Source organism: Oceanospirillum multiglobuliferum (genome assembly GCF_900167095.1).
Taxonomy (GTDB): domain Bacteria; phylum Pseudomonadota; class Gammaproteobacteria; order Pseudomonadales; family Halomonadaceae; genus Oceanospirillum; species Oceanospirillum multiglobuliferum.
Genome location: NZ_FUXG01000004.1, coordinates 45,023 through 68,114, shown reverse-complemented (window position 1 = coordinate 68,114; position 23,092 = coordinate 45,023). Strand labels below are relative to the sequence as shown.

The 23,092-nt window shown below is 44.4% G+C and carries 23 protein-coding genes and 1 CRISPR repeat array; of the genes, 12 read left to right on the top strand and 11 right to left on the bottom strand.

The window, feature by feature from the left end; translation table 11 throughout:
- Position 1: 1 nt before the first annotated feature.
- Positions 2 to 870: a CRISPR direct-repeat array (repeat unit 28 nt; unit sequence GTTCACCGCCACGCAGGCGGCTTAGAAA).
- Between the two features lie 278 nt (positions 871 to 1,148).
- On the bottom strand, positions 1,149 to 2,585 hold the full coding sequence (locus tag B5D26_RS04140; protein ID WP_078744431.1) for a mannose-1-phosphate guanylyltransferase/mannose-6-phosphate isomerase: 1,437 nt from the start codon (positions 2,583 to 2,585) through the stop codon (positions 1,149 to 1,151).
- Positions 2,586 to 2,764: 179 nt separating this feature from the next.
- Here B5D26_RS04140 and B5D26_RS04135 point away from each other — a divergent pair, with 179 nt between their 5' ends.
- Positions 2,765 to 3,310 (top strand): DUF4240 domain-containing protein, encoded by a 546-nt coding sequence (locus B5D26_RS04135; protein ID WP_078744430.1) that lies wholly within the window; start codon positions 2,765 to 2,767, stop codon positions 3,308 to 3,310.
- Between the two features lie 83 nt (positions 3,311 to 3,393).
- Here the strand turns inward: B5D26_RS04135 and B5D26_RS04130 are convergent, their stop codons facing one another.
- Positions 3,394 to 3,633 (bottom strand): type II toxin-antitoxin system Phd/YefM family antitoxin, encoded by a 240-nt coding sequence (locus B5D26_RS04130; RefSeq protein WP_159445587.1) that lies wholly within the window; start codon positions 3,631 to 3,633, stop codon positions 3,394 to 3,396.
- A gap of 434 nt (positions 3,634 to 4,067) precedes the next feature.
- Here B5D26_RS04130 and B5D26_RS04125 point away from each other — a divergent pair, with 434 nt between their 5' ends.
- Positions 4,068 to 4,613 (top strand): hypothetical protein, encoded by a 546-nt coding sequence (locus B5D26_RS04125; RefSeq protein WP_078744428.1) that lies wholly within the window; start codon positions 4,068 to 4,070, stop codon positions 4,611 to 4,613.
- Positions 4,614 to 4,694: 81 nt separating this feature from the next.
- Here the strand turns inward: B5D26_RS04125 and B5D26_RS04120 are convergent, their stop codons facing one another.
- The 6 genes from B5D26_RS04120 to B5D26_RS04095 form a co-directional block, all read right to left on the bottom strand.
- Positions 4,695 to 5,048, bottom strand: coding sequence for a hypothetical protein (locus B5D26_RS04120; protein ID WP_078744427.1), 354 nt, complete (start codon positions 5,046 to 5,048; stop codon positions 4,695 to 4,697).
- A gap of 183 nt (positions 5,049 to 5,231) precedes the next feature.
- On the bottom strand, positions 5,232 to 5,966 hold the full coding sequence (locus B5D26_RS04115; RefSeq protein WP_078744426.1) for an S-methyl-5'-thioinosine phosphorylase: 735 nt from the start codon (positions 5,964 to 5,966) through the stop codon (positions 5,232 to 5,234).
- 121 nt (positions 5,967 to 6,087) lie between these two features.
- Complete coding sequence (locus tag B5D26_RS04110; RefSeq protein WP_078744425.1) at positions 6,088 to 6,651, bottom strand: hypoxanthine-guanine phosphoribosyltransferase; 564 nt, start codon at positions 6,649 to 6,651, stop codon at positions 6,088 to 6,090.
- A 118-nt stretch (positions 6,652 to 6,769) separates the two neighbouring features.
- Positions 6,770 to 7,798, bottom strand: a complete 1,029-nt coding sequence (nagZ, locus tag B5D26_RS04105; RefSeq protein ID WP_078744424.1) for a beta-N-acetylhexosaminidase — start codon at positions 7,796 to 7,798, stop codon at positions 6,770 to 6,772.
- Positions 7,799 to 7,905: 107 nt separating this feature from the next.
- Positions 7,906 to 8,454 (bottom strand): L,D-transpeptidase, encoded by a 549-nt coding sequence (locus B5D26_RS04100; protein WP_078744423.1) that lies wholly within the window; start codon positions 8,452 to 8,454, stop codon positions 7,906 to 7,908.
- A gap of 14 nt (positions 8,455 to 8,468) precedes the next feature.
- Positions 8,469 to 9,146 (bottom strand): TetR/AcrR family transcriptional regulator, encoded by a 678-nt coding sequence (locus B5D26_RS04095; RefSeq protein ID WP_078744570.1) that lies wholly within the window; start codon positions 9,144 to 9,146, stop codon positions 8,469 to 8,471.
- 214 nt (positions 9,147 to 9,360) lie between these two features.
- Between B5D26_RS04095 and lexA the strand changes: the two genes are divergently transcribed.
- Complete coding sequence (gene lexA, locus B5D26_RS04090) at positions 9,361 to 9,978, top strand: transcriptional repressor LexA (RefSeq protein ID WP_428838705.1); 618 nt, start codon at positions 9,361 to 9,363, stop codon at positions 9,976 to 9,978.
- A gap of 113 nt (positions 9,979 to 10,091) precedes the next feature.
- Here the strand turns inward: lexA and B5D26_RS04085 are convergent, their stop codons facing one another.
- The 3 genes from B5D26_RS04085 to topA form a co-directional block, all read right to left on the bottom strand.
- Positions 10,092 to 10,334, bottom strand: coding sequence for a hypothetical protein (locus tag B5D26_RS04085; RefSeq protein WP_078744422.1), 243 nt, complete (start codon positions 10,332 to 10,334; stop codon positions 10,092 to 10,094).
- A gap of 77 nt (positions 10,335 to 10,411) precedes the next feature.
- Positions 10,412 to 10,930, bottom strand: a complete 519-nt coding sequence (locus tag B5D26_RS04080) for a DUF6586 family protein (protein ID WP_078744421.1) — start codon at positions 10,928 to 10,930, stop codon at positions 10,412 to 10,414.
- 188 nt (positions 10,931 to 11,118) lie between these two features.
- Positions 11,119 to 13,776, bottom strand: coding sequence for a type I DNA topoisomerase (gene topA / locus B5D26_RS04075; protein WP_078744420.1), 2,658 nt, complete (start codon positions 13,774 to 13,776; stop codon positions 11,119 to 11,121).
- A gap of 553 nt (positions 13,777 to 14,329) precedes the next feature.
- Between topA and gap the strand changes: the two genes are divergently transcribed.
- The 9 genes from gap (at position 14,330) to B5D26_RS04035 (ending at position 22,976) form a co-directional block, all read left to right on the top strand.
- Entirely contained in the window at positions 14,330 to 15,337 is a 1,008-nt protein-coding gene (gene gap, locus B5D26_RS04070; RefSeq protein WP_078744419.1) for a type I glyceraldehyde-3-phosphate dehydrogenase, read from the top strand.
- Positions 15,338 to 15,389: 52 nt separating this feature from the next.
- Complete coding sequence (pyk, locus tag B5D26_RS04065; protein WP_078744418.1) at positions 15,390 to 16,805, top strand: pyruvate kinase; 1,416 nt, start codon at positions 15,390 to 15,392, stop codon at positions 16,803 to 16,805.
- A 263-nt stretch (positions 16,806 to 17,068) separates the two neighbouring features.
- Positions 17,069 to 17,602 carry a diaminobutyrate acetyltransferase gene (ectA, locus tag B5D26_RS04060; RefSeq protein ID WP_078744417.1) on the top strand — a complete coding sequence of 178 codons (534 nt, stop codon included), beginning with the start codon at positions 17,069 to 17,071 and terminating at the stop codon, positions 17,600 to 17,602.
- A 71-nt stretch (positions 17,603 to 17,673) separates the two neighbouring features.
- Entirely contained in the window at positions 17,674 to 18,945 is a 1,272-nt protein-coding gene (ectB, locus tag B5D26_RS04055; protein WP_078744416.1) for a diaminobutyrate--2-oxoglutarate transaminase, read from the top strand.
- An 83-nt stretch (positions 18,946 to 19,028) separates the two neighbouring features.
- Positions 19,029 to 19,430, top strand: a complete 402-nt coding sequence (locus B5D26_RS04050; protein ID WP_078744415.1) for an ectoine synthase — start codon at positions 19,029 to 19,031, stop codon at positions 19,428 to 19,430.
- A 208-nt stretch (positions 19,431 to 19,638) separates the two neighbouring features.
- Positions 19,639 to 20,142, top strand: coding sequence for a MarR family winged helix-turn-helix transcriptional regulator (locus B5D26_RS04045; RefSeq protein WP_078744567.1), 504 nt, complete (start codon positions 19,639 to 19,641; stop codon positions 20,140 to 20,142).
- A gap of 61 nt (positions 20,143 to 20,203) precedes the next feature.
- Positions 20,204 to 21,331, top strand: a complete 1,128-nt coding sequence (locus B5D26_RS04040) for a methyltransferase (protein WP_078744414.1) — start codon at positions 20,204 to 20,206, stop codon at positions 21,329 to 21,331.
- 83 nt (positions 21,332 to 21,414) lie between these two features.
- On the top strand, positions 21,415 to 21,579 hold the full coding sequence (locus B5D26_RS16150; protein WP_159445586.1) for a hypothetical protein: 165 nt from the start codon (positions 21,415 to 21,417) through the stop codon (positions 21,577 to 21,579).
- Positions 21,580 to 21,749: 170 nt separating this feature from the next.
- The gene (locus B5D26_RS04035; protein ID WP_200810614.1) at positions 21,750 to 22,976 is read left to right on the top strand and encodes a BaiN/RdsA family NAD(P)/FAD-dependent oxidoreductase; all 1,227 of its coding nucleotides are present in this window, start codon (positions 21,750 to 21,752) and stop codon (positions 22,974 to 22,976) included.
- Positions 22,977 to 23,092 lie beyond the last annotated feature (116 nt).

Sequence of the window (23,092 nt, the reverse complement as noted above, 5' to 3'; positions counted from 1 at the left end):
GGTTCACCGCCACGCAGGCGGCTTAGAAAACACAGCGTGGCCGGAAAAACCTAAAAAAACGTTCACCGCCACGCAGGCGGCTTAGAAAATTGTAAAAACACTTTTCAGTAACTTTGCACCGTTCACCGCCACGCAGGCGGCTTAGAAAGTTACTTTTCAAACGATCTAGCACAAATTCAGGTTCACCGCCACGCAGGCGGCTTAGAAATAAAGGTTACATTCTCGACGGACTAACGCGCAGTTCACCGCCACGCAGGCGGCTTAGAAAATGTTAGCAATATCCGCAAAGCTGCCAAAGAAGTTCACCGCCACGCAGGCGGCTTAGAAATGAAGAGTACGAAGCAATCAAGCACATGGAGCGTTCACCGCCACGCAGGCGGCTTAGAAATGACCTTGAACTACGCACGTAATCACAACCCAGTTCACCGCCACGCAGGCGGCTTAGAAAGTTCGGCGCAGTCACTTTTAATACTGCTACAAGTTCACCGCCACGCAGGCGGCTTAGAAATTACCTTGTCTGATTTCGCCCAAGGCTTCATGGTTCACCGCCACGCAGGCGGCTTAGAAATGATGCCTGATTAATGACCGCGTAAACAGCCTGTTCACCGCCACGCAGGCGGCTTAGAAACTGAAAAACTTCTAAACAATTTTCTTCTCATATTGTTCACCGCCACGCAGGCGGCTTAGAAAATAGACTAACCTGCCAGCTTTATCTGTAATGCGTTCACCGCCACGCAGGCGGCTTAGAAATGAACACCGCAGGTCGAGCGCGCAAGTGGTACGTTCACCGCCACGCAGGCGGCTTAGAAATTTAATAAGCTTATCGAAAGTGTTTTCACCTTGTTCACCGCCACGCAGGCGGCTTAGAAATCAGTGATAACTCCTTTGGCTGGGCTAGAATCTGCGCCACTTTCTTAGCCATGCAAAGACCAAAGACATTCACAGTTGCTCGTTATCAGGTCAAAAGATAATGCTTACTGGCCGTTATTTGTTGTGTACGCCTTTTTTGATACCCCATCTCAGCAAAGGTTTTCAGCTCTTGGAGTAGAGGATGAGGGGGTAAAGCTTGATCTATTTCAGGCGTTACTATAATACCGAAACTCTCTGGTTGCTGGTGGATTTTACCGTCTGAAAATAGAATGGCAGTATTAATGATGTCGACCATAAAGGTCGTCAAAGCGCACAATATCGTCTTCGCCTAGGTAATGACCACTTTGCACCTCAATTAAAACAAGATCAATTAGCCCTGGGTTTTCCAGCCTATGCTTGTGTCCTGCCCGAATAAAAGTTGACTCATTGGTGTCCAATAGTAGCTCTTGGTCATCATTTACCACTTTTGCTATACCGCTTACAACTACCCAGTGTTCGCTGCGATGGTAATGCATCTGTAAAGACAGAGAGCCTCCAGGTTTGACAACTATCCGCTTGATTTTAAAGTTGTTACCTTCTTCTAATACACAGAATGTTCCCCAAGGACGGCTTCCTGTTTGATGCTGTAGGTGGGTTGGGTGTGCACTCTTTTTTAGCGCTGTAACAATCTCTTTTACCCCTTGGCTATGATTTTTGTGAGCGATCATTAAGGCGTCTGAGGTATCAATGACTATCAGGTCCTCTACACCAACTAAAGTGGTTAAACGTGATTTGCTTTGAACATAATTCTTCGATGATTGATGAGTGATAACTTCGCCAATCAAGCGATTGCCAAACTGATCTTCTGGTACTAACTCACTCATAGCACGCCAAGAACCAATATCATTCCAGCTAAAATCACAGGGCAAGACGGCGACAAGGTCTGACTTTTCCATTAAGGCGTAGTCAATCGAGATGTCAGGCGTTAGGGCCAAACTTTTGGCATCAAGTCTTGTCACCTGATTTGAAAGTGTGATGCTGGTATTGTTATTGATCGCTTGTTCAACTGTTCTTAAAACTTCTGGCGCGTGCAGAGCTAAATCTTGCAGTAATACTCCGACATTGAAACAAAATATGCCTGAGTTCCAATAGCAGTCACCAGACTGAATTAAATCTTGAGCAACTCTCAACTCTGGCTTTTCTATAAACCCTGTGGTTTTAAAGCCTTTGCTAACGGGGCTTAGCTGGTTGGCTTGAATGTAGCCAAAACTAGTTTCAGCAGAGGTTGGGGTGATGCCAAAAGTGACATGAAAGCCTTGAGCTACCATTATCTGGGCTTCTTGAACGGCTTGAGTAAAAGCCTCTTGATCTTCTATCAGGTGATCCGCAGGCAGTACTAGTATTTGTGCTTCGTTACCATGTCGAGCAGCAACGGATAACGCAGCAGCAGTCACTGCAGCTGCCGTGTTTCGGCGAACAGGCTCCAGTACATAATGGCAGGGTACACTGAGAGGAGCCTCTTTTTGATATTCATCTTCTGTTTTAAAGAGTAGAGACTGCTGGGTTACAGTCAGTATTTCTGTCACATGATTTAAAGCAGAAGCACGCCGCAGGGTTTTTCGCAGTAGATTATCGCCATCGGGTAAAGTGATAAATGGTTTGGGGTGGTTCTCTCGTGAAACTGGCCACAATCGGCTACCAGTGCCACCTGACATAATGACAGGGATCAATGTCATTGATCTGCCTCTTAAAAAAATGGTTGGGAAATGTGTCACTTCGGTGCAAAAGCACTGAGTTAAGTCATCAAAATGAATACTAGTTAACAGCTGACTCTATTTTTTGACCTGAGCCGGTCTTGTTTCTATCGTTTGGTCGTTATAATGCATCTACCCGCATTGATTAAGAAGATCGAGCTATGACAGAACAACAATTTTGGGACATTATAAATGTTTCTTTAGTGCAAAACGCGCCAGGCTCGGATGCCCAATATCAAGCTATTGGTAATAGCTTGGCACAATTATCACCTGATCAGTTGATTGGTTTTGAAAACCAGCTTAATTACCAGAAGATTAGAGCCTTTACTTTTCCGGTGTTAATGGCGAACTTTATTTTGCAAAGCTACATTAATGACGACATATTCGAAGACTTTCGATTATGGCTGATCTCTTTTGGGCAGGCTCGTTTTAATCAGATACTTGAGCAACCTGATGTATTGGCTGATTTTTGTGAAATAAAAGATCCTATTGAAGAGATTACTGGCGAAGGTTTAGTTTTTGCCGCGCTTGAAGCTTATGAGCAAAAAACAGGTCAAAAGGATTTTCTGAAACATCTGACTCGTACAGAGGAGCCAGAAATCCAATACGATTGGCCCGAAAGTCAGCAAGGGCTGGCGCGCCTTATGCCAAAGCTTTATTCGCGCTATTGGGATTCTAGTCGTAGTTATGAACTCTCTGCTGACTAGACATACATAGCGCTCATCTGCTAGCAAGGCAAAGCATAGGTCTTTTAGATGAGCGTTTTTTGCGCTTATATTGTGATTAATGACTAATCGATATTCTCGGCAGTTTGATCAATAGTTTCCTGCAAGCCTTCACGCAGTGATTCAGCAATACCTGACATTGAAACGACCTGTAGAATATCGTTAATCGAGTTCCAGTCGTCTTCAGATATCATCACGGCATTACCTGCATGCCCCTGAATTAGTAGTGTTTTGTGATTTAAAGCAGTGTCGTTAATGTAGTCTGCCAGTTTGTCTTGTAGCTCATTAAGTGTGATTTTGATCATAAACATTCCTTATCTGGTGACGGCAGTGTGGAGCTGCACCGATCTGCTGTGTATCATGGTGTTAACTCTAATTGAACTGATACAGCTTCTTGATCGCAATTAGTTGATTTTATACCAGTAAAGTAGCGTCGAATAACAGAAAAATATCCTAACGGACACAAATGCCAGCAAACTTGCTGTTTGTCATTATAGCGATATCGGCTCAACTTAAGTTTTTTTGAGAGTGGATTAGGCAAACATACCTTGACGCCATTGACTTGAGCCAATATTGAGGCGCTATTTTTTTAGCAACATGCTGATATAGCATGATTTATATAGATTAGGACTCGTTTTTTTTTGCTTATTGAGCCTATAATCTAGCCATACTCAATTTCCGTCTCACGGATCGAGAAATAGATAAAAACTATAGTCAAAGATTGGTACAGGAATCATTTATGAGTCAACAATACATGACGCTGGGCTACTACTCGGGTTTTGATAAGATGTTCCGGCCAACCTTCGATGTAATGGATTGTGATGGAAATGCAGTATTTGCCAATACTGCGGTGATCAAGAAATTGGTGGCTGATAAAGTATTGAGCAATCTGAATGATCGTGAGGGTTTAGAAGCTCTTCTGAAAAAAGAGGCGGTACTTCATGCGGATGGTCATTTGTTAGATGGTGTATTATTAGACCGTGCTTTACGTGAAATGCTGGTGATTGAAATCCCTCTCTTAGAAGATGAAAAACGCTTTGCGCTGGCTTGGTCAACACTCAATAAAATCCCTTTACAGCGTGGTAAATTGACTAAAGAAGTTAAACTGCCTATAGGCGTGTTCACTTCCGGTACAGCTATTACAGAAGTGCGGAAGAAATTAGCACCTGCTTTCCCAAACTTTGATGTATTACAAGCATTGGAAGTAGGTATTAATAAAATGTTAATTCTACGACGTGAAATTAATTTTGGTTGTGCTCAATCTGGGAAGGCTGCCGAAGCATAAAATTGGTCATATGTCGTTCTGATGGGTACTCAATAAAATTTTGCGTACCCAGTCTGACTCATAGCAAGCAAAATATGCTTGCTATGCACTGCGTTGCACCCCCTGTACAGGCTTATACAGCCAGTGTTTGTCGTTAGCCACTTCTTGCTTTAATAACAGTCGTTTGATTTCATCTTGCATTGCTTCACAAGAGGCTTGTAGCCTATCTGCGTGTTCTAAGCGGGCGCATGAGAAAAAGTGTTCTAGTGTGCTTAGAAAGAAAGTCAGCTCAGGCTCTGAGGATGTGTGCTGTAGCGTTTGTCGTATAGTGCCATGAAGTTTTTTGGCTTCATGCAGTAAGTTGGCTCTTAGAGATAGGGTTAGGGTTTGCTGTATGACAAGTTTTAGCTGTTGCTCGAAAGGTGTAACCATACGCTGGATAAATAATGCATTCATTTAAAGTCCCTCTTGATTCTTGATTCTTGTAATTAAATTTGATTTTAGGTTACAAGTGAAAAGTGACTGTTCGATGAAGGCTTGTAGTCAGTTTAATGACGTAAGAAGCGCTTAATATTTTATTTAAAGCCCTATAGCCCTTAGTTGATTGTTACCCATCCTTGGGTATACGTGCAGGGGTTTTTAAAATGCCTGTATGGTTTGATCAAGTAAGCTTAGTACCTTGCCCATACCATTTTGAAGTGCTTCTTCAATATCTGCCATTGTGATAATTTCATCAGTTAAACCTGCGGCCATATTTACAACCAAGGCGATACAAGCATATGGCAGCTCTAGCTCGCGCGCTAAAGCAGCCTCTGGCATCCCAGTCATGCCGACAATGTCGCAACCATCGTTGGCCAAACGCTTAATCTCGGCCGCAGTTTCAAGTCGCGGACCTTGTGTTGCAGCATAAGTACCTTTAGCCAGTAAGGCGATATCAAGTACCTGTGCTTGTTGCAAAATAAGTTGGCGTAATGGCTCGTCATAAGGCCAGCTGAAGTCGATATGGGTGACAGACTCAAGGTCATCGGCAAAGTAAGTGTGCTCACGGCCATAGGTATAGTCGATGATTTGATCTGGAATCATTAAGCCAGCAGGCTCACAATTGCTGCTAATTCCACCAACCGCATTTACGGCAATAATAGCTGTGGCACCTGCTTCTTTTAGAGCCCATAAATTAGCACGGTAATTTACTTTATGAGGCGGTGTACGGTGTGGGTGGCCATGACGTGCTAAAAAAAGTACAGGTCGTCCCGCAAGTTCACCTTTCACTACATCTGCTGAGGGTGAACCCCAAGGTGTTGTCATCTGTTGGCTAGAGATTACCTTTAGCCCTTGCATTTGAGTTAAACCTGTTCCGCCAATAATTGCCAACATCGCCCTGCTCCCCAGCTAGTGCTTAAATAACCAATAGTAGTTGAGGTGCTATGGGAGATAGATTTGCCCCTATAGCACTTTCAACCTAACGCATATTTTCTACTTCATTTGTGGTTTTGGATTACATACCTTTTGGTGCGAAAATACCTGGTGCGTTACGTAGGAAGCCTTGATAGTCCATACCAAAACCAAACAAGTAGCGATCTTCAACTTCTAAGCCAGTGAAGCTGGCGCGCATACCTTTATAAGCTTTGCGATCATGAAGCTTGTCGACCAGAACTGCGCTATAGACAGCCTTGGCGCCATGTTCTTTGCAATACTCTAAAATGGCAGCTAGTGTATGGCCTTCATCCAGAATGTCATCGACAACAAGTACTGTGCGCCCTTCCATGTTAACCTCTGGTGGTACGCGCCAGTAGAACTCGCCGCCTGTAGTGGCACCGCGATAGCGAGTGGCGTGAATATAGTCAACTTCAAGAGGGAACTCTAATCGTGTGAGTAGATGACCTGTTGTAATAAGTCCGCCATTCATTACGCAGTAGATCACTGGCAGTGTTTCACCTAGTTGCTCTGTGATCTCAGCTGCCATTTTGTCTAAAGCTTGATCAACCTGCTCTTGAGGACATAGGCAGTCTGCTTCAGAAAATACTTTTTTGATTCGTTCTAGGTTACTTTGTACCGGCATTGTTCAATTTCCAACGGTCAATGATATAACAGTAATTCCCAGCAGCCTGCTTGGGCTGCTGGTTAATTTTGCTTGTATAATTATCGTGTGGCTTAATAAATATTTAGAGATTAATTGGTTATAGCTGTTGTTGAGCCATTGCTTCTAATTGGTCTGCGATACGATTGTAACGCGGATCAGCATCAAGTGATTCGATAGTTGGTCTAGAGTGGACTTGTAGAGTGGCTAAGCGTTGCTGTGAGCGCGGTGAGAATGGATAATCCGCAAGAGCATCTAATACTTCTAAGGCACCTTTTCTGTCATTACAAACGAGAATCATATCGCAGCCAGCTGTTAGCGCAGCATGAGCTCGTGCCGTATAAGTACCTGCTATTGTTGCGCCTGCCATGCCTAGGTCATCACTGAAAATAACACCTTTAAAGCCCAATTGGCGGCGTAGAATATCTTTTAGCCAATAAGCTGAAAAACCAGCAGGGCTGGGGTCAACTTCAGGGTAAATGACATGAGCTGGCATTATGCCGTCCAGTTGCCCAGCCAATGCGGTGAAAGGCTTTAAGCAGTTGTTATCAATCTCTGTAAAGCTTCGGGTATCAACTGGGATCTCAGTATGAGAGTCTGCTGCAACATAACCATGCCCAGGAAAGTGCTTGCCTGTGGCTGGCATACCTGCTTCATGTAGACCTTCTATTAACGCATCAGCCAATCGAGTCACAATTTCTGGTCGACTGGAGAAAGCACGATCGCCAATCACTTCACTAGTACCATAGTTTAAGTCAAGTACGGGGGCAAAAGTAAAGTCGATGCCAAATGCTAAAAGCTCAGACGCCATTAGCCAACCTGTATCCCAAGCGAGCTCTAGAGCGCTCTCAGGGTCTTTTAAGAATAATGCGCCTAGCTTGGCCATCGCAGGAATAGGAGTAAATCCTTGACGAAATCGCTGTACTCGTCCGCCTTCATGATCAACTGCAATTAGAATTTCAGGGCGGAGCTCGCGAATATCTTTGACCAAAGATTGTAGCTGATAAGGATCGCGGTAGTTGCGCGTAAAAAAGATCACGCCACCCACTAGCGGATTGCTTATTAGATCGCGCTCTGCGTCGGTCAGCTCATAACCTTCAAGGTCAAGCATTACGGGTCCGTGCGTCATAGTGGGCTGTATTTCCTATTGATGAGTAAACCGCGAAATTTAACAGAGAATGCAGGATAAAAAAACCTTTGGTGCAAAAAAGCTATGCCCAGAGGATCTTATTTTGACTAAGCGATATATACAGGTGTTTGTACTGCAATTTCTTCAAAAAGAAGTGTGATATCTTTTGTTCTCATGCGAATACAGCCGTGAGATCTTGCTATCCCCATAGGTTCACTGTCAGGTGTGCCATGTAAGTAAATATAGCGTTGCATAGTATCTACATGACCCAAACGATTTTTACCTCGCTCCAATCCACTTAGCCAGAGAATGCGGCCTAAGATCCAGTCACGTTCAGGATGCTGAGTGGCTAGAGTCTCGCTATAGCATTCTTGAGTCCAGCGACGTCCAACCAGTACCGCATTGTCTGGCAGTTGAGCACCAATTTTGGCACGGATGACATGCCAGCCTCTAGGTGTGCAGCCGCTACCTGACTGCTCTCCCAAACCATTAAGAGCAGTTGAAATAGAAAAGCAGCGCACAGGCACTGCTTGTTCAAATACATAGAGATGCTGTTGTTGGCTATCAATTTGTAGCCACCGACCCTGGGGGGCAAAGCGGAGCCAATCAGGGGCTGCGCTCAGATTGCATAGGTCGTGGCTATCATTCAAATGCATTAAGCAAAACCACCTTACATTTTTTCAGAGGCTGCATTTGCGGTGCTGGCTATTGTTGTTACGGGTGCTGACATACCAGCACTGACAAATGGTATTAAACGCTGTACCACGTCACGAACACGGGTTTGCTCGCCAAAGTCTTTCTCTGCAATGTCTTTTAATGCATCCAAGCTCGACATGGTAAATACAGCAGAGCCTAACATAAAATGCAGGCGCCAGAAGCGCTCTACATCGGGAAGGTCACTAGAAGCCTCTCGTACCATCGTTGTGAAACGAAAAAAAACAGTGCCATACTGCTCTTGTAAATAGCGGCGCATATGGCCTTGTGCTTGTGTGTAGGCTAAACCTAATAGGCGCATAAACACAGATAAACCATTGCGAGTAGGGCTTGGCATTGTGATTACGGTTTGAGTTAGAGTTTGAAGTACAGCCTCTAGCGGAATTTCTTGCCCACTGTACTCTGCTTCTAGGCGATCCATTTCCAGATTAAAGCTTTCTGAGAATGGGTCTAAATAACGGGCGAAAACGGCTTGAATCAACGCTTTTTTTGAGCCGAAGTGATAGTTCACCGCAGCTAAGTTAACCTTGGCTTTACTGGTGATCGTGCGCAAGGATGTCTCAGCAAAACCTTTTTCTGCAAACAGTGTCTCAGCGGTATCTAAAATTCGACTAACGGTATCTAACTGAGCCATGCTCACCTCATTATCAAACATATGTTTGAAACATAAATATTATTCAAGCTTAAGTCAAGTTATAAGCCTATTGTGCAGCTAATTAAGTCGTTAAATAGTGATGAAGGTTTTCCATCTTACAAGTAAGAAAAAATCATAACTTTCTAAGACAAAGCTTTTTTTTGGTGTAAACTGTATGCAAGTACACGCTGTATAAAATGACAGACGGATCATTATGATTAAATTAACTAAACGCCAGCAAGAAGTGCTCGACTTCATTACTTCCCACATGGAGGTTACAGGTTACCCACCTACCCGTGCAGAAATTGCCAAGGCACTTGGCTTTAAATCACCTAACGCGGCAGAAGAGCACTTACGTGCATTGGCGCGTAAAGGCGCCATTGAAATGATTCCGGGAACCTCCAGAGGGATTCGCTTGCCGACGCAAAGCCAGCAGGGGCTTCCTGTGATAGGACAAGTGGCGGCTGGTAGTCCAATTTTGGCGCAGGAGCATATTGATAGTTACTCCGGGATTGGAGCAGATTTCTTTTACCCGAAAGCACATTACATGCTGAAGGTGAAAGGGCTTAGCATGAAAAACATTGGCATTTTAGACGGTGATCTTTTAGCGGTACATCAAACAACACAAGTACGTAATGGTCAGATTGTGATCGCCAGAATTGGTGATGAAGTGACCGTCAAACGTTTTAAACAAGAAGGTCATATTGTTTATCTTATTGCAGAGAACGAAGAGTTTGAACCAATCGTGATAGATTTAGAGCACGAGTACCTAGCGATTGAGGGGGTGGGAGTGGGAGTTATTCGTGGAGGTTACGGACAAGGCTTGAGTTAAGCTTGATAACTCACCGCTCACTCACTTATCTTGCTAACTAACCAGAGGGCCTTTGATTTCACAAATCAAAGGCCCTCTGCTTTTCTATTCATATACTGATCAGGCTGTAAGTATTAATGTAGAGTTCGTGCCTCACTGACATCATCCTCTCCTGCTTCTCCCCAGAGCCTGCTATCTTGAATCGCTTTATCAAGCATCTCTCTTGCGATGTCAAAACTGGCTCCGCGCAGGTGTTCAACAATTTCAGGCGCAAAACGAATACGTACTAACGGTTCGCCGTTTTCATCGTCTGCTGATTGTAAAATAACATCGCCGTCAGCAAGCTCAACGATTTCCAGAAATGGACTGTCAGACAAAATAATAACCTCTATAAAAAATGGCCAAGTTGAGCATCCTGCATTTCTCAGTATTCTTACGTCTTAATATCCTGCGTTTAATACTCTTGCATGGTTAGGCGTAGATCTTTCACAAGCGCCTGCATACTGTCTAGCCATGCATTTAATTGGACTTGATCTGATACTGAATCGTCAGCAACTGCAATCATCATAGCGCCTGAGGATTCCGGCGTTTGTTGATGCACCTCTTTTGCCCCTTGTTTATCTGGTAACCAGCAGGCCTGATAACGGCGGCTGAACTGGCTTAACCAACTGAAGCTGTCTTTTTGTAGTTCTATTAGGATATTCAGTTGAGGCAAAGTGCGTTCGTTCTCCAGCGCAGCTTGGTGTAACTCATTAATGCTATGCCACTGGCCAGCGGGCATGCGCGCTGCTTCTGCAATTTCATAAAGCAGTGCTTGTAATGCGCCTTGCATTTGAAACACAACCGCTTCGATATGTGCTGTTTTGAAAGCGGGCTGTATCAGTTCATCTTGATCACTCAGTTGGTCAAGATGTTTTAATAAAATACGTGCAGCAAATAGCTTCTGCATCGTGCGTGAAGCAAAAGATGCCATGTTATGCTCTCAAAAGGACAGATATTATATTGAATTTTTAGCCACAGCAGGGCTGAAAACAAAGGCCGGTATAGCCGGCCTTTGTTTTCCTTTGTCCATTTCAGGCATGTCGTAGAAAACCGATGCTTAAAAATGAACTATATATGCTTAATTTATGCATAGTGTAGCGGGTATTTTGAACAAGTGAACTAGCTTTTTGACGTTTTTTTGACGGTTTTCTTCTTCTCGTGGATAACCCACTGATCACCCTCATAAAATGCTTGCCAGCCAGTTGCTTTACCTTCTACTTCAGTCATTAAATACTGCTCTTTATTTTTACGGCTGTAGCGAATAACCGTGGGGTTTCCTTCTGAATCTTGAGTTGGCGCTTTTTCAAAGTAACGATATTTTTCGTCAATCTGCTCAATATGAGGTAGCAACTCCAGAACTAACGGTGGTCTTGTCTCACGATTCTTTGGAAACTGGCTTGCAGCTAGGAATAAACCAGATGCGCCATCGCGTAGCACATAATGATCCTCAACTTTTAAGCACTTTAGTTCAGGCATTGGCACTGCATCCATTTTAGGTGGTGCAGCGTCACCGCTACGTAATAGCTTGCGAGTATTTTTGCAGTCATCGGCGGTGCAGCCAAAATACTTGCCGAAGCGTCCAGTTTTTAACTGCATTTCAGAGCCGCATTTGTCGCACTCTAGTACTGGGCCATCGTAGCCTTTGATCTTGTACTCGCCTTCCTCAATCTCGTAACCATCACAGTCAGGGTTGTTGCCGCAAACATGAAGTTTTCGGTGAGCGTCTATCAGATAGCTATCCATCGCGGTGCCACATTTTTTACAACGATGTTTAGCCCGTAGCGCCTGTGTTTCTGCCTCTTCATCAGCATCTGCACTGATTGCTTCTTCGCCTGAGGTTAAGTTGATCGTGGTTTTGCAGCGCTCTTTAGGTGGCAGCGCATAACCTGAACAGCCTAAAAATACCCCTGTGCTGGCAGTACGAATTTGCATTGGGCGTTGACAAGTTGGGCATGGAATAGAGGTTTCTACGGCTTGATTTGGACGCATCCCCGCATCTTCTGACTCCGCCTGAACCAACTGCGTTTTGAAATCTTTATAGAAATCATTCAGCAGGTTTTTCCAGTCGTTCTTGCCCTCAGCGACATTATCTAAACTCTCTTCCATGCGAGCAGTGAAGCTATAATCCATCAAATCACTGAAGCTTTCTGCCAAACGATCTGTAACGATGTCGCCCATTTTTTCAGCATAAAAACGACGGTTTTCAACGCGAGCATAACCACGATCTTGAATAGTTGAGATAATGGCTGCGTAGGTTGATGGCCGGCCTATACCGCGCTTTTCGAGTTCTTTAACTAAACTGGCTTCAGTAAAACGTGCAACAGGTTTGGTGAAGTGTTGTTTGGGTAACAGCTGCTGCAAGTCCAGAGTATCGCCGACGCTTAAATCCGGTAACGTTTGATCTTCATCTTTCTTGCTGTTTGACGGCATTACACGGGTAAAACCGTCAAATTGCATCACACGGCCACGGGCGCGTAGCTCAAAATCACCCGCACTGACGACAAGAGAGGAACTCATGTACTCTGCTGGCATCATTTGACAGGCTACGAATTGACGCCAAATCAGTTCGTATAAACGCTCTGCATCACGCTCCATTCCGGCTAGGTCAGCGCCTTTTTGTGACACATCCGAGGGGCGTATCGCCTCGTGAGCTTCCTGTGCGCCTTCTTTGCTTGAATAGCTATTGGCGGCTTCAGGAAGGTAGCGAGTGCCAAAGTTCTTTTCGATATAAATTCGGCAGTTCTCAACCGCTTCTTGGCTCAAGTTTGTTGAGTCTGTACGCATGTAGGTGATGTAACCCGCCTCGTACAAACGCTGTGCCAACATCATGGTTTTCTTAACGCTAAAGCCTAAGCGTGTACTTGCAGCCTGTTGCAACGTTGAGGTAATAAACGGGGCTGTTGGCTTAGTAGTCGTAGGCTTATCTTCACGCTTACTGACGGCATAAGTTGCAGCCTGTAACAATGCCAATGCTGCATCCGCTTGGCTTTTATTTATAGGACGAAAGGCTTTGCCTGCTTGCTTGGTTACTTCGCATTGGAAGGCAGGCATTTGGTCACGGGCAAATTCTGCGTGAATGTCCCAAAACTCTTCTGGCACGAAGGCGCGAATCTCACGCTCACGCTCAACAATTAAGCGTACGGCTACAGACTGTACACGCCCTGCGGATAAGCCTCGGGCAACTTTTGACCATAGCAAAGGCGAGACCATATAGCCCACAACACGATCTAAAAAGCGGCGGGCTTGCTGAGCATTAACGCGGCTCATGTCTAGGCGACCAGGCTCTTTAAACGCTTCTTGGATCGCATTCTTGGTGATTTCGTTAAATACTACCCGATGGTAACGGCTGTCATCTCCACCAATTGTTTCCCGCAAGTGCCAAGCAATTGCCTCTCCTTCGCGATCCAAATCGGTTGCGAGATAGATTTCATCAGCATCGGCTGCTAATTTTTGTAATTCTGATACAACTTTTTCTTTGCCGGGTAGAATTTGATAGCTTGCTGTCCAGTCGTTTTCTGGATCAATGCCCATTCGACCAATCAGTTGCTCTTTAGCTTTACGTTTCTTGTGCTCAACCTTTTCATCTGCGCTCATCTTGCGCGTAATGGCTGCAGCTTGTGCTCGTGCTTTAGCGTCAATAGGCTCTTTGTTACCGCCACTTGTAGGTAGGTCGCGGATATGGCCAACACTGGACTTCACAATAAAATTGCTGCCCAGATATTTATTGATGGTTTTAGCCTTGGCTGGAGACTCGACGATGACTAACGATTTTCCCATATAACGTCTCTTTATCTAAGGCTGCCTGTTAACAGTTTGGTCTAAAATGGTCATTGACGCAGGAGTGAAACACAACTTACCTACTCATTGATTTTGGTTGTTCACATGAGTTTTTCACAAGGTGAAAATAAACATGCTGTACTTGAATCTACCGATTGCAGCCGTTTTTCAATTATTTATAGCAAGCTTCTCTTTAATTTATAACGAATGCTTACTTAACAAATCAATTACTCGATAGTCCTTAATGGGCTACCCGTATGCCACGGCAAGTGTATAAACACAAGTAAAACACGGTTTTACTTGTCATATTACCCTATGAAACCCTTACCTAGGCGAAAAAAGGCGTATAACCTACCTTAGCAACTCATAGAGTTCCAGCTTTGATCATAAAAAAATAGCTCTGGTTAGATTTTGCGTACACTTTAAATTGCGCTGTGTTTTAAAAATGCATTGATTTTCCATAGCTTAGCAACCAATCTTAAGTTGTAGTGTCATCATTAGCAGAGAAGGTTAATGAGTTGCACAGGTTTGCCATTGGTACGGAGAATGTCTTATGAAACCAATTCGTGTTGCAATTAATGGCTTTGGCCGCATAGGCCGTAATATTTTACGAGCTTATTTCGAGGGAGGTTATACCGACCGCATCGAAATTGTTGCGATCAATGACCTTGGTGATGCTGCGATTAACGCACATTTATTACAGTACGACTCAGTGCATGGTCGTTTCTCATACACCGTTGAACATGATGAGCGCTCGCTTACTGTAGACCGACATCATATTGAAGTTTTAAGTGAGCGTGATCCAAGCAAGCTACCTTGGCAATCACTTGAAATTGATGTGGTACTAGAATGCACAGGATTATTTACTAAACGTGAAAAAGCAGCAGCTCATATTGTTGCGGGGGCGAAAAAAGTACTCATCTCTGCACCTTCGCCTGATGCGGATGCCACTGTTGTATTTGGTGTTAACGAAGCAGTCTTAAAAGCAGAGCACCAAGTGGTATCAAATGCATCCTGTACCACAAACTGTTTAGCGCCCGTTGTACAAATGCTACATGAGCAGATGGGCGTGGTCAGCGGCATGATGACGACTATTCATGCTTATACCAATGATCAGCATCTTACCGATGTTTATCACACGGATCCATTTCGTGCGCGCTCGGCAACTCAGTCGATGATTCCAACTAAAACAGGAGCTGCTGCTGCCATTGGTCAAGTACTGCCAGAGCTAGAGGGTAGACTTGATGGCTTGGCGGTTCGAGTACCGACTAACAACGTATCGTTGGTCGATTTAAGTGTGATTGTTGAGCGTCCTCAAACGGCTCAGCAGATTAATGATTTTATGCAAAAGGCCTCTCGTGACTCATTGGTCATGATGTACAATGACCTCCCCCTTGTCTCCGTTGATTTTAACCACTGCCCAGCATCATCTGTATTTGATGCAAATCACACCCGCGTGCAGGGTAATCTAATAAAAATAATGGCGTGGTATGACAATGAGTGGGGGTTCTCCAACCGTATGTTGGATACCACAGAAGCGCTTATGCGCGCTGGGCACTAGTATTATTTGCTAGAGCTGGATATTAATTTTTTCCGTTAAGGAACGCTCAAGAATGCGCAGAACCAAAATTGTTGCCACCCTTGGTCCGGCAACCGATGCTCCAGAGATGCTGGAGCAGGTGCTCAAGTATATTGATGTTGTACGCGTTAATTTTTCACACGGTGAGCCAGAAGAACATCAGGCGCGCGTAGAAGCCGTGCGCGCCACTGCTGCTAGAATTGGTCGTTATGTGGCGGTGTTAGGTGATCTGCAAGGGCCTAAAATTCGAGTCGCGCGCTTTGCCAATGGCCCAATCAAGCTGGCTGTAGGTGATCGTTTTACGCTGAATATGACGCTGTCTCGCGATGCAGGTGATCAGCAACAGGTAGGCGTGGATTATCCTCAACTGGCTGACGATGTTGTCGCTGGTGACACTTTGCTACTGGACGATGGTCGCATCCAATTAAAGGTCGACGAGGTGGTTAAGCCAGAGGTGCGCTGTACCGTAACTGTTGGCGGTAAGTTATCTAATAATAAAGGGATTAACAAACAAGGTGGTGGCTTATCAGCAGCGGCTTTGACTGAAAAAGATAAGCGTGATCTACAAACCGCAATCGCGTTGAAAATGGATTATCTGGCGGTTTCGTTTCCTCGTACAGGTGATGATATGCGCGAAGCCCGCGCATTATTAGGCGAAGCTGGCAAAGAGATTGGCCTGATTGCCAAGGTTGAGCGTGCTGAGTCTGTATCTAGCGATGAAATTATGAATGACCTGATCAGCGCCTCTGAAGGTGTCATGGTTGCACGAGGTGATCTAGGCGTTGAAATCGGTGATGCTCAGTTGATTGGCGTGCAAAAGCGATTAATTCAACGTGCGCGTAGCCTGAATAAAGTGGTGATCACTGCAACTCAGATGATGGAGTCGATGATCAGCAGTCCGCTGCCGACACGCGCCGAAGTGTTTGATGTTGCCAATGCCGTTTTAGATGGTACTGATGCAGTAATGCTTTCGGCAGAAACCGCTGTGGGTCAGTTCCCACTGGAAACTGTGCAAGCGATGGATCGGCTCTGCCGAGGCGCGGAACTAGAGCGTGTCTCAACCAAGTCAAACCACCGCATGCATGAAAACTTTGGCCACATCAATGAAGCGGTTGCACTGTCCGCCATGTATGCCGCCAACCATTTAAAAGGCCTAAAAGCCATCGTCTGCATGACGCGCACTGGACTAACCCCGCTGTTAATGTCGCGCATTCGCTCAGGTATTCCTATTTTTGCCTTTACCAGTAACGTGAAGACACAGCACCGCGTTGCACTGTATCGTGGTGTTACCACGATTCCGTTCAACACAGTCAGCACTGACCCAGACGCACTACAGAAAGCCATTGATGAGCTTAAAGTTCGTCAATTAGTCGAGATAGGGGACTCAGTTATTGTAACCCGTGGCGGTCAAGCTGGTACTAACACTATGACGATTGTTCGCATTAGCTAGCGTTTGAATCATAGAGCGCATTACGCTCTAGTGGTCAGCAATAGGTGCTCATTACCAGATTAATGAGCACCTATTTTTTTGCCTGAACAAAAGACAAAGCACTGCTTAACGCTGTATAAGAGTGTTTCAATTTCATTACTGAGCAAAACAAATATTTAGTGTGGAGTACATAGGTTTAACACTAAAAGCCAACAAATTAGGGGTTGATCAATCATTCTCATAAATGTATGGTAATAAAGATACTTTTAACACTAAACATTTTTATGACTTCATTTGAAAAGAAATTCATTTTTAAGCAGCCAACACCAGAAGATGGATTGCTGGTGCAGGATCTTATTCAACAATGCCCTCCCTTAGACCTAAACTCTAGTTACTGCTATATGTTGTGCTGTACCTTATGGGCTAGAACGTCTATTTGCGTTTGGCAAAAAAACGGTGAAAGTTCAAAAGCTCAGCTGGTCGGTTTTATTTCAGCGTTTATTCGTCCAGATCAGGAGCGTTCACTTTTTGTTTGGCAGGTAGCTGTTGCAGAGTCTGCTCGTGGCAACGGCTTAGCGAGGCAAATGCTGAATGCTCTGCTCCAGCGTCCAGCTTGCGCACAGGTTGAAGAAGTGCAAACCACTATATCGCCTGACAATAAAGCCTCTTGGCGCACCTTTAATGCATTGGCAGCACAGCTTGACTGCCCATCGCGCACCGAAAACTTTTTAGATAAAGAGCTGCATTTCAATGGACTACATGAGTCTGAACTACTCTTTATTATAGGTCCATTCTTGAACCCTCCTCCTGCGGCCTGACTCACAATCTCTCAATATCATCTTGATCTATTTAGACTCTTTCTCAATTTCAGCATAACGGATAAATGCCCATGATTTTTAAGCAATACGAATCTGAAGTAAAAAGCTACTCTCGCTCATTTCCTGTCGTGTTTACTCAGGCTAAAGGTGCGCACCTATTTGATGAAAAAGGTCAGCAATATCTTGATTTTCTTGCGGGTGCAGGCTCTCTTAACTATGGGCACAACAACCCCGAGCTAAAAGAAGCGCTTGTAGATTACATTCAAAGCGATGGCATTACGCATGGCCTTGATATGCATACCGAGGCAAAGGCTGCGTTTTTAAGCACTTTTGCAGAATTGATCTTAAAGCCAAGAGGTTTAGATCATGTCGTGCAGTTCACAGGACCTACTGGAGCAAACGCGGTAGAAGCAGCCATGAAGCTGGCGCGTAAAGTGACAGGTCGCCATAATATTGTTTCTTTCACTAATGGCTTTCACGGGGTGACTCTTGGTGCATTAGCCGCAACAGGTAATAGCCATCACCGTGGAGGCGCAGGTCAGGCGTTAAGCGGCGTAACCCGTTTGCCTTACGATGGTTATCTAGGTAAAGACTTTAATACACTTACCTTGTTCAAGAAGATGCTGACAGATAAGTCAAGCGGTCTTGATGCACCTGCGGCTGTAATTGTTGAGATTGTGCAGGGTGAAGGCGGCTTGAATACGGCAACAGGTAAATGGCTGCAAGAGCTGTCATTGCTTTGCAAAGCGCATGGTATCTTGTTTATCGCGGATGATATCCAAGCAGGTTGTGGTCGCACTGGCACATTCTTCAGTTTTGATCCTTTTGAAATTAAACCTGACATTATCACGCTATCAAAATCACTCAGCGGTTTTGGCTTACCTTTTGCCATCACCTTATTTGATCGTAAGTTAGATATTTGGAAGCCCGGTGAACACAATGGTACGTTCCGTGGTAATAATCACGCTTTTATTACGGCAACAAAAGCGCTTAAAACCTACTGGGCTGATGAGAAGTTTTCTAGTCATATTCATGCTCGTAGCGAACAGCTTAAGCATAAGCTAAATAAAATATGTGACCAGCATCCAAAGCTTTTCCGTAAAGGGCGTGGCTTGATGCAGGGTGTATCTTGCCCGAATGGTGACATCGCTGATGCAATTACCTCGCTCTGCTTTGAGAGCAAGCTGATTATTGAAACCAGCGGCCCAGAGGGTGAGGTTGTGAAATGCTTTCCTCCGTTGACAATCACCGAAGAAGAGCTTGATCAAGGTTTGGCGATATTAAATGACGCCTTTAGCGAATATTACGCCAATAATGAGGTCAAGCTAAAAGCTGTTAGCTAAGTTGAAACTTGTTATTTGTGGGGTGCCAAGGATGGTGCATTTAATGTTATTAAACCGAAAGCTAATCATAGAGCCACTCATATATGATCGTTAGACAATTACAAGACTTAGAGCAAACAGAGCGCTGTGTGCGTGCAGATAACTGGCAAAGTGTGCGCATGTTGCTAAAAAATGACAACATGGGTTTTTCATTCCATATCACAACTATTTTTGCGGGTACTGAGACGCCTATACATTACCAAAACCACCTTGAATCAGTGTATTGCATCAGTGGTTTTGGTGAGGTAGAGACTTGTGCGGATGGTAAAGTGTACCCTATCAGCCCCGGTACTATTTATATTTTAGATCAGCACGATAAGCACTTATTACGCGCTCATGATGGGCAAGATATTGTTTTTGCTTGTGTATTTAATCCTCCTTTGAATGGCAAGGAAACCCATGATGAAAATGGTGTTTATCCTTTAGAAGCAGAAGAGGTTGATTAAGCTCGTCTAAGCTTATGAAAAAATACACGCATATTTGATCTCTCCACTACATATTCTGGCTTTCGACACGGCTTTATAGGCTAGCGAGTGCATCGTAAGTCAGATTCTTCGATGAAACAGAATCACAAAGCCGCTATCATTAGCCATTAGTTCTGACATCAGTGGCGCATGCCGCCCTCTATTCAACTTTTATACTGAAATGCCGCCCATGCAATCATACGAAGAAGTGCTTGTTGCTATCCGTCAAATCATCCGCGCAATTGACTTGCACTCCCGTAAGTTAAATAAAAGTACTGGTTTAACCGGGCCTCAGCTTGTTATTTTGCAAGGCTTAGAACAGGGAGGTGAATCCTTCACTATTCGAGAGCTTTCAAGCAAAGTTAACTTAAGCCAAGCCACCGTAACTACCATTCTAGATAGGTTAGAGGTGAAGCAACTCGTTGTGCGTCAGCGTAGTCATGTTGATAAGCGCAAAGTTCATGTTTTATTAACGGATGAAGGTAAGCGCTTACTTTCAGATTCGCCGCAAGCCCTTCAGGATGAGTTTATCACCAAGTATCAAAGCCTAGAGACCTGGGAGCAAAACCTTCTACTGTCATCGGTTCAGCGTTTAGCCCAAATGATGAATGCCGAAAAATTAGATGCTGCACCGTACTTAGAGGTCAGCAGTTTTGTTCCCGATAACAGTAGCGGCTTAGATAAGAACGTTTGATATTCTTGCCTTATTGAAAGATCGTCCTGAATTACAGTTTTTAAGAGTATTAAAACCCATCATGGAACAACTGAACGTACCTCAAGGGCGCTTTTCTCTTGCTCGTTACCCTATCCGAAAGAATGACTTGCTGCGAGCATGGGATGCTGCGGACGAGTACTTGCTGAATCATATTCATGAGCAGCAGCTATGCAAACCAAGTATGAATATACTGATTTTAAATGACAGTTTTGGTGCATTAACAACTGCGCTGGCTGGCTATCAGCCTTGGTCGTTGTCAGATTCGTACTTGGCGCAGGAAGGTGCAAAAGCAAATTTAGAGAGAAACAAAATAGATGCCAAGCCTATCAAGTTGTGCTCAAGTTTAGAGTATCCAACTGAGCAAATGGACTTGGTTGTTATGAAAGTGCCCAAAAGCTTATCAATGCTTGAAGAGCAGCTGCATCGTATTAGGCCGTTGTTAAAATCTGACACCGTTATAATTGCTGCGGCCATGGCAAAGCTGATCCATACCTCAACGTTAAATCACTTTGAGCGTTTAATTGGCGAGACCAAAACCTCTCTTGCTGTGAAAAAAGCTCGTTTGATATTTGCAGCTCCGAACTTAACTCTATCCGTAGGTGAAAATCCTTACCCATTAACACTAGCGCTGGAAAATACAGCCTATCAACTTTGTAATCATGCCAATGTATTTTCTCGTGAGCGCTTAGATATTGGCACACGCTTCTTTTTACAGCACCTGCCTCGCAATAACGCACAACATATTGTTGACCTAGGTTGCGGGAATGGTGTGGTTGGCTTGATTGCAGCAGAGCGTAACCCTGAGGCCTATATCAGTTTTGTTGATGAGTCTTTTATGGCTGTAGACTCGGCAAAAACCAATTTTGAAAAAGCTTTTCCAGAGCGTAGAGCATGTTTTTTGGCAACAGATTGCCTAGCAGGTGTTGAACCTAACAGTGCTGACTTGATACTCAATAACCCGCCGTTTCATCAAAATAATACTGTGGGCGACTTTATTGCTCAGCAAATGTTTAGAGAAGCTAAAAATGTGCTCAAAACAGGGGGAGAGCTTTGGGTAATTGGCAACAGACATTTGGGCTATCACGTCAGCTTGAGAAAGCTGCTAGGTAATTGTGAAATGGTGGCCAGTAATCAGAAGTTTGTAATCCTCAGATCAATTAAATATTAGCAATGTCACAAAACTGTTATTGCAGTGCAAAATAACGGGGCGTATAGTCCCGATTGTCCAATATCCACGCACAGGATGCAGCTATGTCGCTCTCACAGTTTGAAGTTTTGCAAAAGTGGGATAATAACGATCTTCTAGACGGCGTACGTTTACTTTTAACCGTTACAGAAGTGATCAGTTTAACGGAGCTGTTTCAGCTCACTAAGCTGGCAGAAATCTATCGGAAGCAATATCCTTTGTTTAGTTAAGTAGATAATAGCGCCTAATTGTGGGCGCTATTATTTATCCTTTGCGCTATATCTTCTTTACGTGCCTGCAATAGCCGCTTTACAGCCTGCCAGCATTTCACTAGAGTTCCCGCTCTGCGTTTTTTGCCCTTCAGTTTTTCTGTTTAATCATTATTGAGAGTAGTTGCCCAATGGCCATAAGCCAGCATGATGTCATTATTATTGGAGCCGGAGCCGCCGGTTTAATGTGCGCGATTAGCGCAGGTAAGCGCGGCCGTAACGTGCTGGTGCTTGATCATAGCCGAAAAGCGGGTAATAAGATCATGGTGTCGGGTGGTGGGCGCTGCAACTTTACTAACTACTATGTTGAGCCAAATCGCTATATTTCACAGAATCCACACTTTTGTAAGTCTGCTCTAAGCCGCTATACCCAATGGGACTTTATCGCCATGGTCGATAAACACGGCTTACCTTATAGCGAAAAAGAAGAGGGGCAGCTGTTTTCTGATCAGAAAGCAAAAGCAATCTTAGATATGATGCTGCAAGAGGTTAGCGAGGTTAAGGCGCAGATTCAGCTTGAGACTGTGGTCGAAAAAATCCGACAGTTAGACTTATCTGAAGCGCCTAACCGCTTTCAGCTCATCACCAGCAAAGGCGCTTATCAGTGTGAGTCTTTGGTTATTGCCACAGGTGGCTTATCTATGCCAACAATGGGGGCTAGCGGTTTTGGCTACCAAGTAGCAGAGCAGTTTGGTTTGAACCTATTGCCACGCACTCCTGCGCTAGTGCCTTTTACATTGCAGCCAGATGAGAAAGCATTCACTGAACCATTGTCAGGGCTGAGCACTCCCGCTCGCTTGAGTTGTAATGGTGTAAGCTTCTTGGGTGGCTTGCTGTTTACCCATAGAGGCTTAAGTGGCCCTGCCGTATTGCAAGTATCGTCTTACTGGACAGCTGGCGACCAACTGGAAATAAATCTGATACCAGAGTTAGATCTTGAAGAACATTTGAAATCACTACGTCACAGTAAGCCGAAAACAGAGCTGCGAACGGTTATAAATGAGTATTTACCAAGCAGACTGGCAAAAGCGATACTGGAACAATGGTTAAAACAGCCCGTATTAGAAGCAGGTGAGAAAGGTATTAGTGTGGGTGATTTAAGTAATGCTCAAATCAACAATATCGCTAATAGAATACAACGCTGGATACCTAATCTAAATGGTACAGAAGGTTATCGTACTGCAGAAGTTACCTTGGGCGGCGTCGACACAAATGAACTTTCCTCCAAAACCATGGAAGCCAAGAAAGTACCCAATCTTCACTTTATCGGTGAAGTGGTGGATGTATCAGGCCACTTAGGTGGCTTTAACTTCCAATGGGCCTGGGCCAGCGGCTGGGTTGCGGGGGAGGTAGTTTAATTTTTTGCAAAAATACCAAATGCTACAACCCAAGCGGCAGTATGCGTAGCATCCTGATTAGACGGGTGCTATCATACTGCGTCTTTTTTAACCTGTATTTTCTAATCAAATTATTT

Excerpts from the sequence above, each read along its gene's own strand:
- B5D26_RS04140 (WP_078744431.1), bottom strand. The coding sequence starts at position 2,585 with ATGACATTGATCCCTGTCATTATGTCAGGTGGCACTGGTAGCCGATTG.
- B5D26_RS04135 (WP_078744430.1), top strand. The coding sequence starts at position 2,765 with ATGACAGAACAACAATTTTGGGACATTATAAATGTTTCTTTAGTGCAA.
- B5D26_RS04130 (WP_159445587.1), bottom strand. The coding sequence starts at position 3,633 with ATGATCAAAATCACACTTAATGAGCTACAAGACAAACTGGCAGACTAC.
- B5D26_RS04125 (WP_078744428.1), top strand. The coding sequence starts at position 4,068 with ATGAGTCAACAATACATGACGCTGGGCTACTACTCGGGTTTTGATAAG.
- B5D26_RS04120 (WP_078744427.1), bottom strand. The coding sequence starts at position 5,048 with ATGAATGCATTATTTATCCAGCGTATGGTTACACCTTTCGAGCAACAG.
- B5D26_RS04115 (WP_078744426.1), bottom strand. The coding sequence starts at position 5,966 with ATGTTGGCAATTATTGGCGGAACAGGTTTAACTCAAATGCAAGGGCTA.
- B5D26_RS04110 (WP_078744425.1), bottom strand. The coding sequence starts at position 6,651 with ATGCCGGTACAAAGTAACCTAGAACGAATCAAAAAAGTATTTTCTGAA.
- nagZ (WP_078744424.1), bottom strand. The coding sequence starts at position 7,798 with ATGACGCACGGACCCGTAATGCTTGACCTTGAAGGTTATGAGCTGACC.
- B5D26_RS04100 (WP_078744423.1), bottom strand. The coding sequence starts at position 8,454 with ATGCATTTGAATGATAGCCACGACCTATGCAATCTGAGCGCAGCCCCT.
- B5D26_RS04095 (WP_078744570.1), bottom strand. The coding sequence starts at position 9,146 with ATGGCTCAGTTAGATACCGTTAGTCGAATTTTAGATACCGCTGAGACA.
- lexA (WP_428838705.1), top strand. The coding sequence starts at position 9,361 with ATGATTAAATTAACTAAACGCCAGCAAGAAGTGCTCGACTTCATTACT.
- B5D26_RS04080 (WP_078744421.1), bottom strand. The coding sequence starts at position 10,930 with ATGGCATCTTTTGCTTCACGCACGATGCAGAAGCTATTTGCTGCACGT.
- topA (WP_078744420.1), bottom strand. The coding sequence starts at position 13,776 with ATGGGAAAATCGTTAGTCATCGTCGAGTCTCCAGCCAAGGCTAAAACC.
- gap (WP_078744419.1), top strand. The coding sequence starts at position 14,330 with ATGAAACCAATTCGTGTTGCAATTAATGGCTTTGGCCGCATAGGCCGT.
- pyk (WP_078744418.1), top strand. The coding sequence starts at position 15,390 with ATGCGCAGAACCAAAATTGTTGCCACCCTTGGTCCGGCAACCGATGCT.
- ectA (WP_078744417.1), top strand. The coding sequence starts at position 17,069 with ATGACTTCATTTGAAAAGAAATTCATTTTTAAGCAGCCAACACCAGAA.
- ectB (WP_078744416.1), top strand. The coding sequence starts at position 17,674 with ATGATTTTTAAGCAATACGAATCTGAAGTAAAAAGCTACTCTCGCTCA.
- B5D26_RS04050 (WP_078744415.1), top strand. The coding sequence starts at position 19,029 with ATGATCGTTAGACAATTACAAGACTTAGAGCAAACAGAGCGCTGTGTG.
- B5D26_RS04045 (WP_078744567.1), top strand. The coding sequence starts at position 19,639 with ATGCAATCATACGAAGAAGTGCTTGTTGCTATCCGTCAAATCATCCGC.
- B5D26_RS04040 (WP_078744414.1), top strand. The coding sequence starts at position 20,204 with ATGGAACAACTGAACGTACCTCAAGGGCGCTTTTCTCTTGCTCGTTAC.
- B5D26_RS16150 (WP_159445586.1), top strand. The coding sequence starts at position 21,415 with ATGTCGCTCTCACAGTTTGAAGTTTTGCAAAAGTGGGATAATAACGAT.
- B5D26_RS04035 (WP_200810614.1), top strand. The coding sequence starts at position 21,750 with ATGGCCATAAGCCAGCATGATGTCATTATTATTGGAGCCGGAGCCGCC.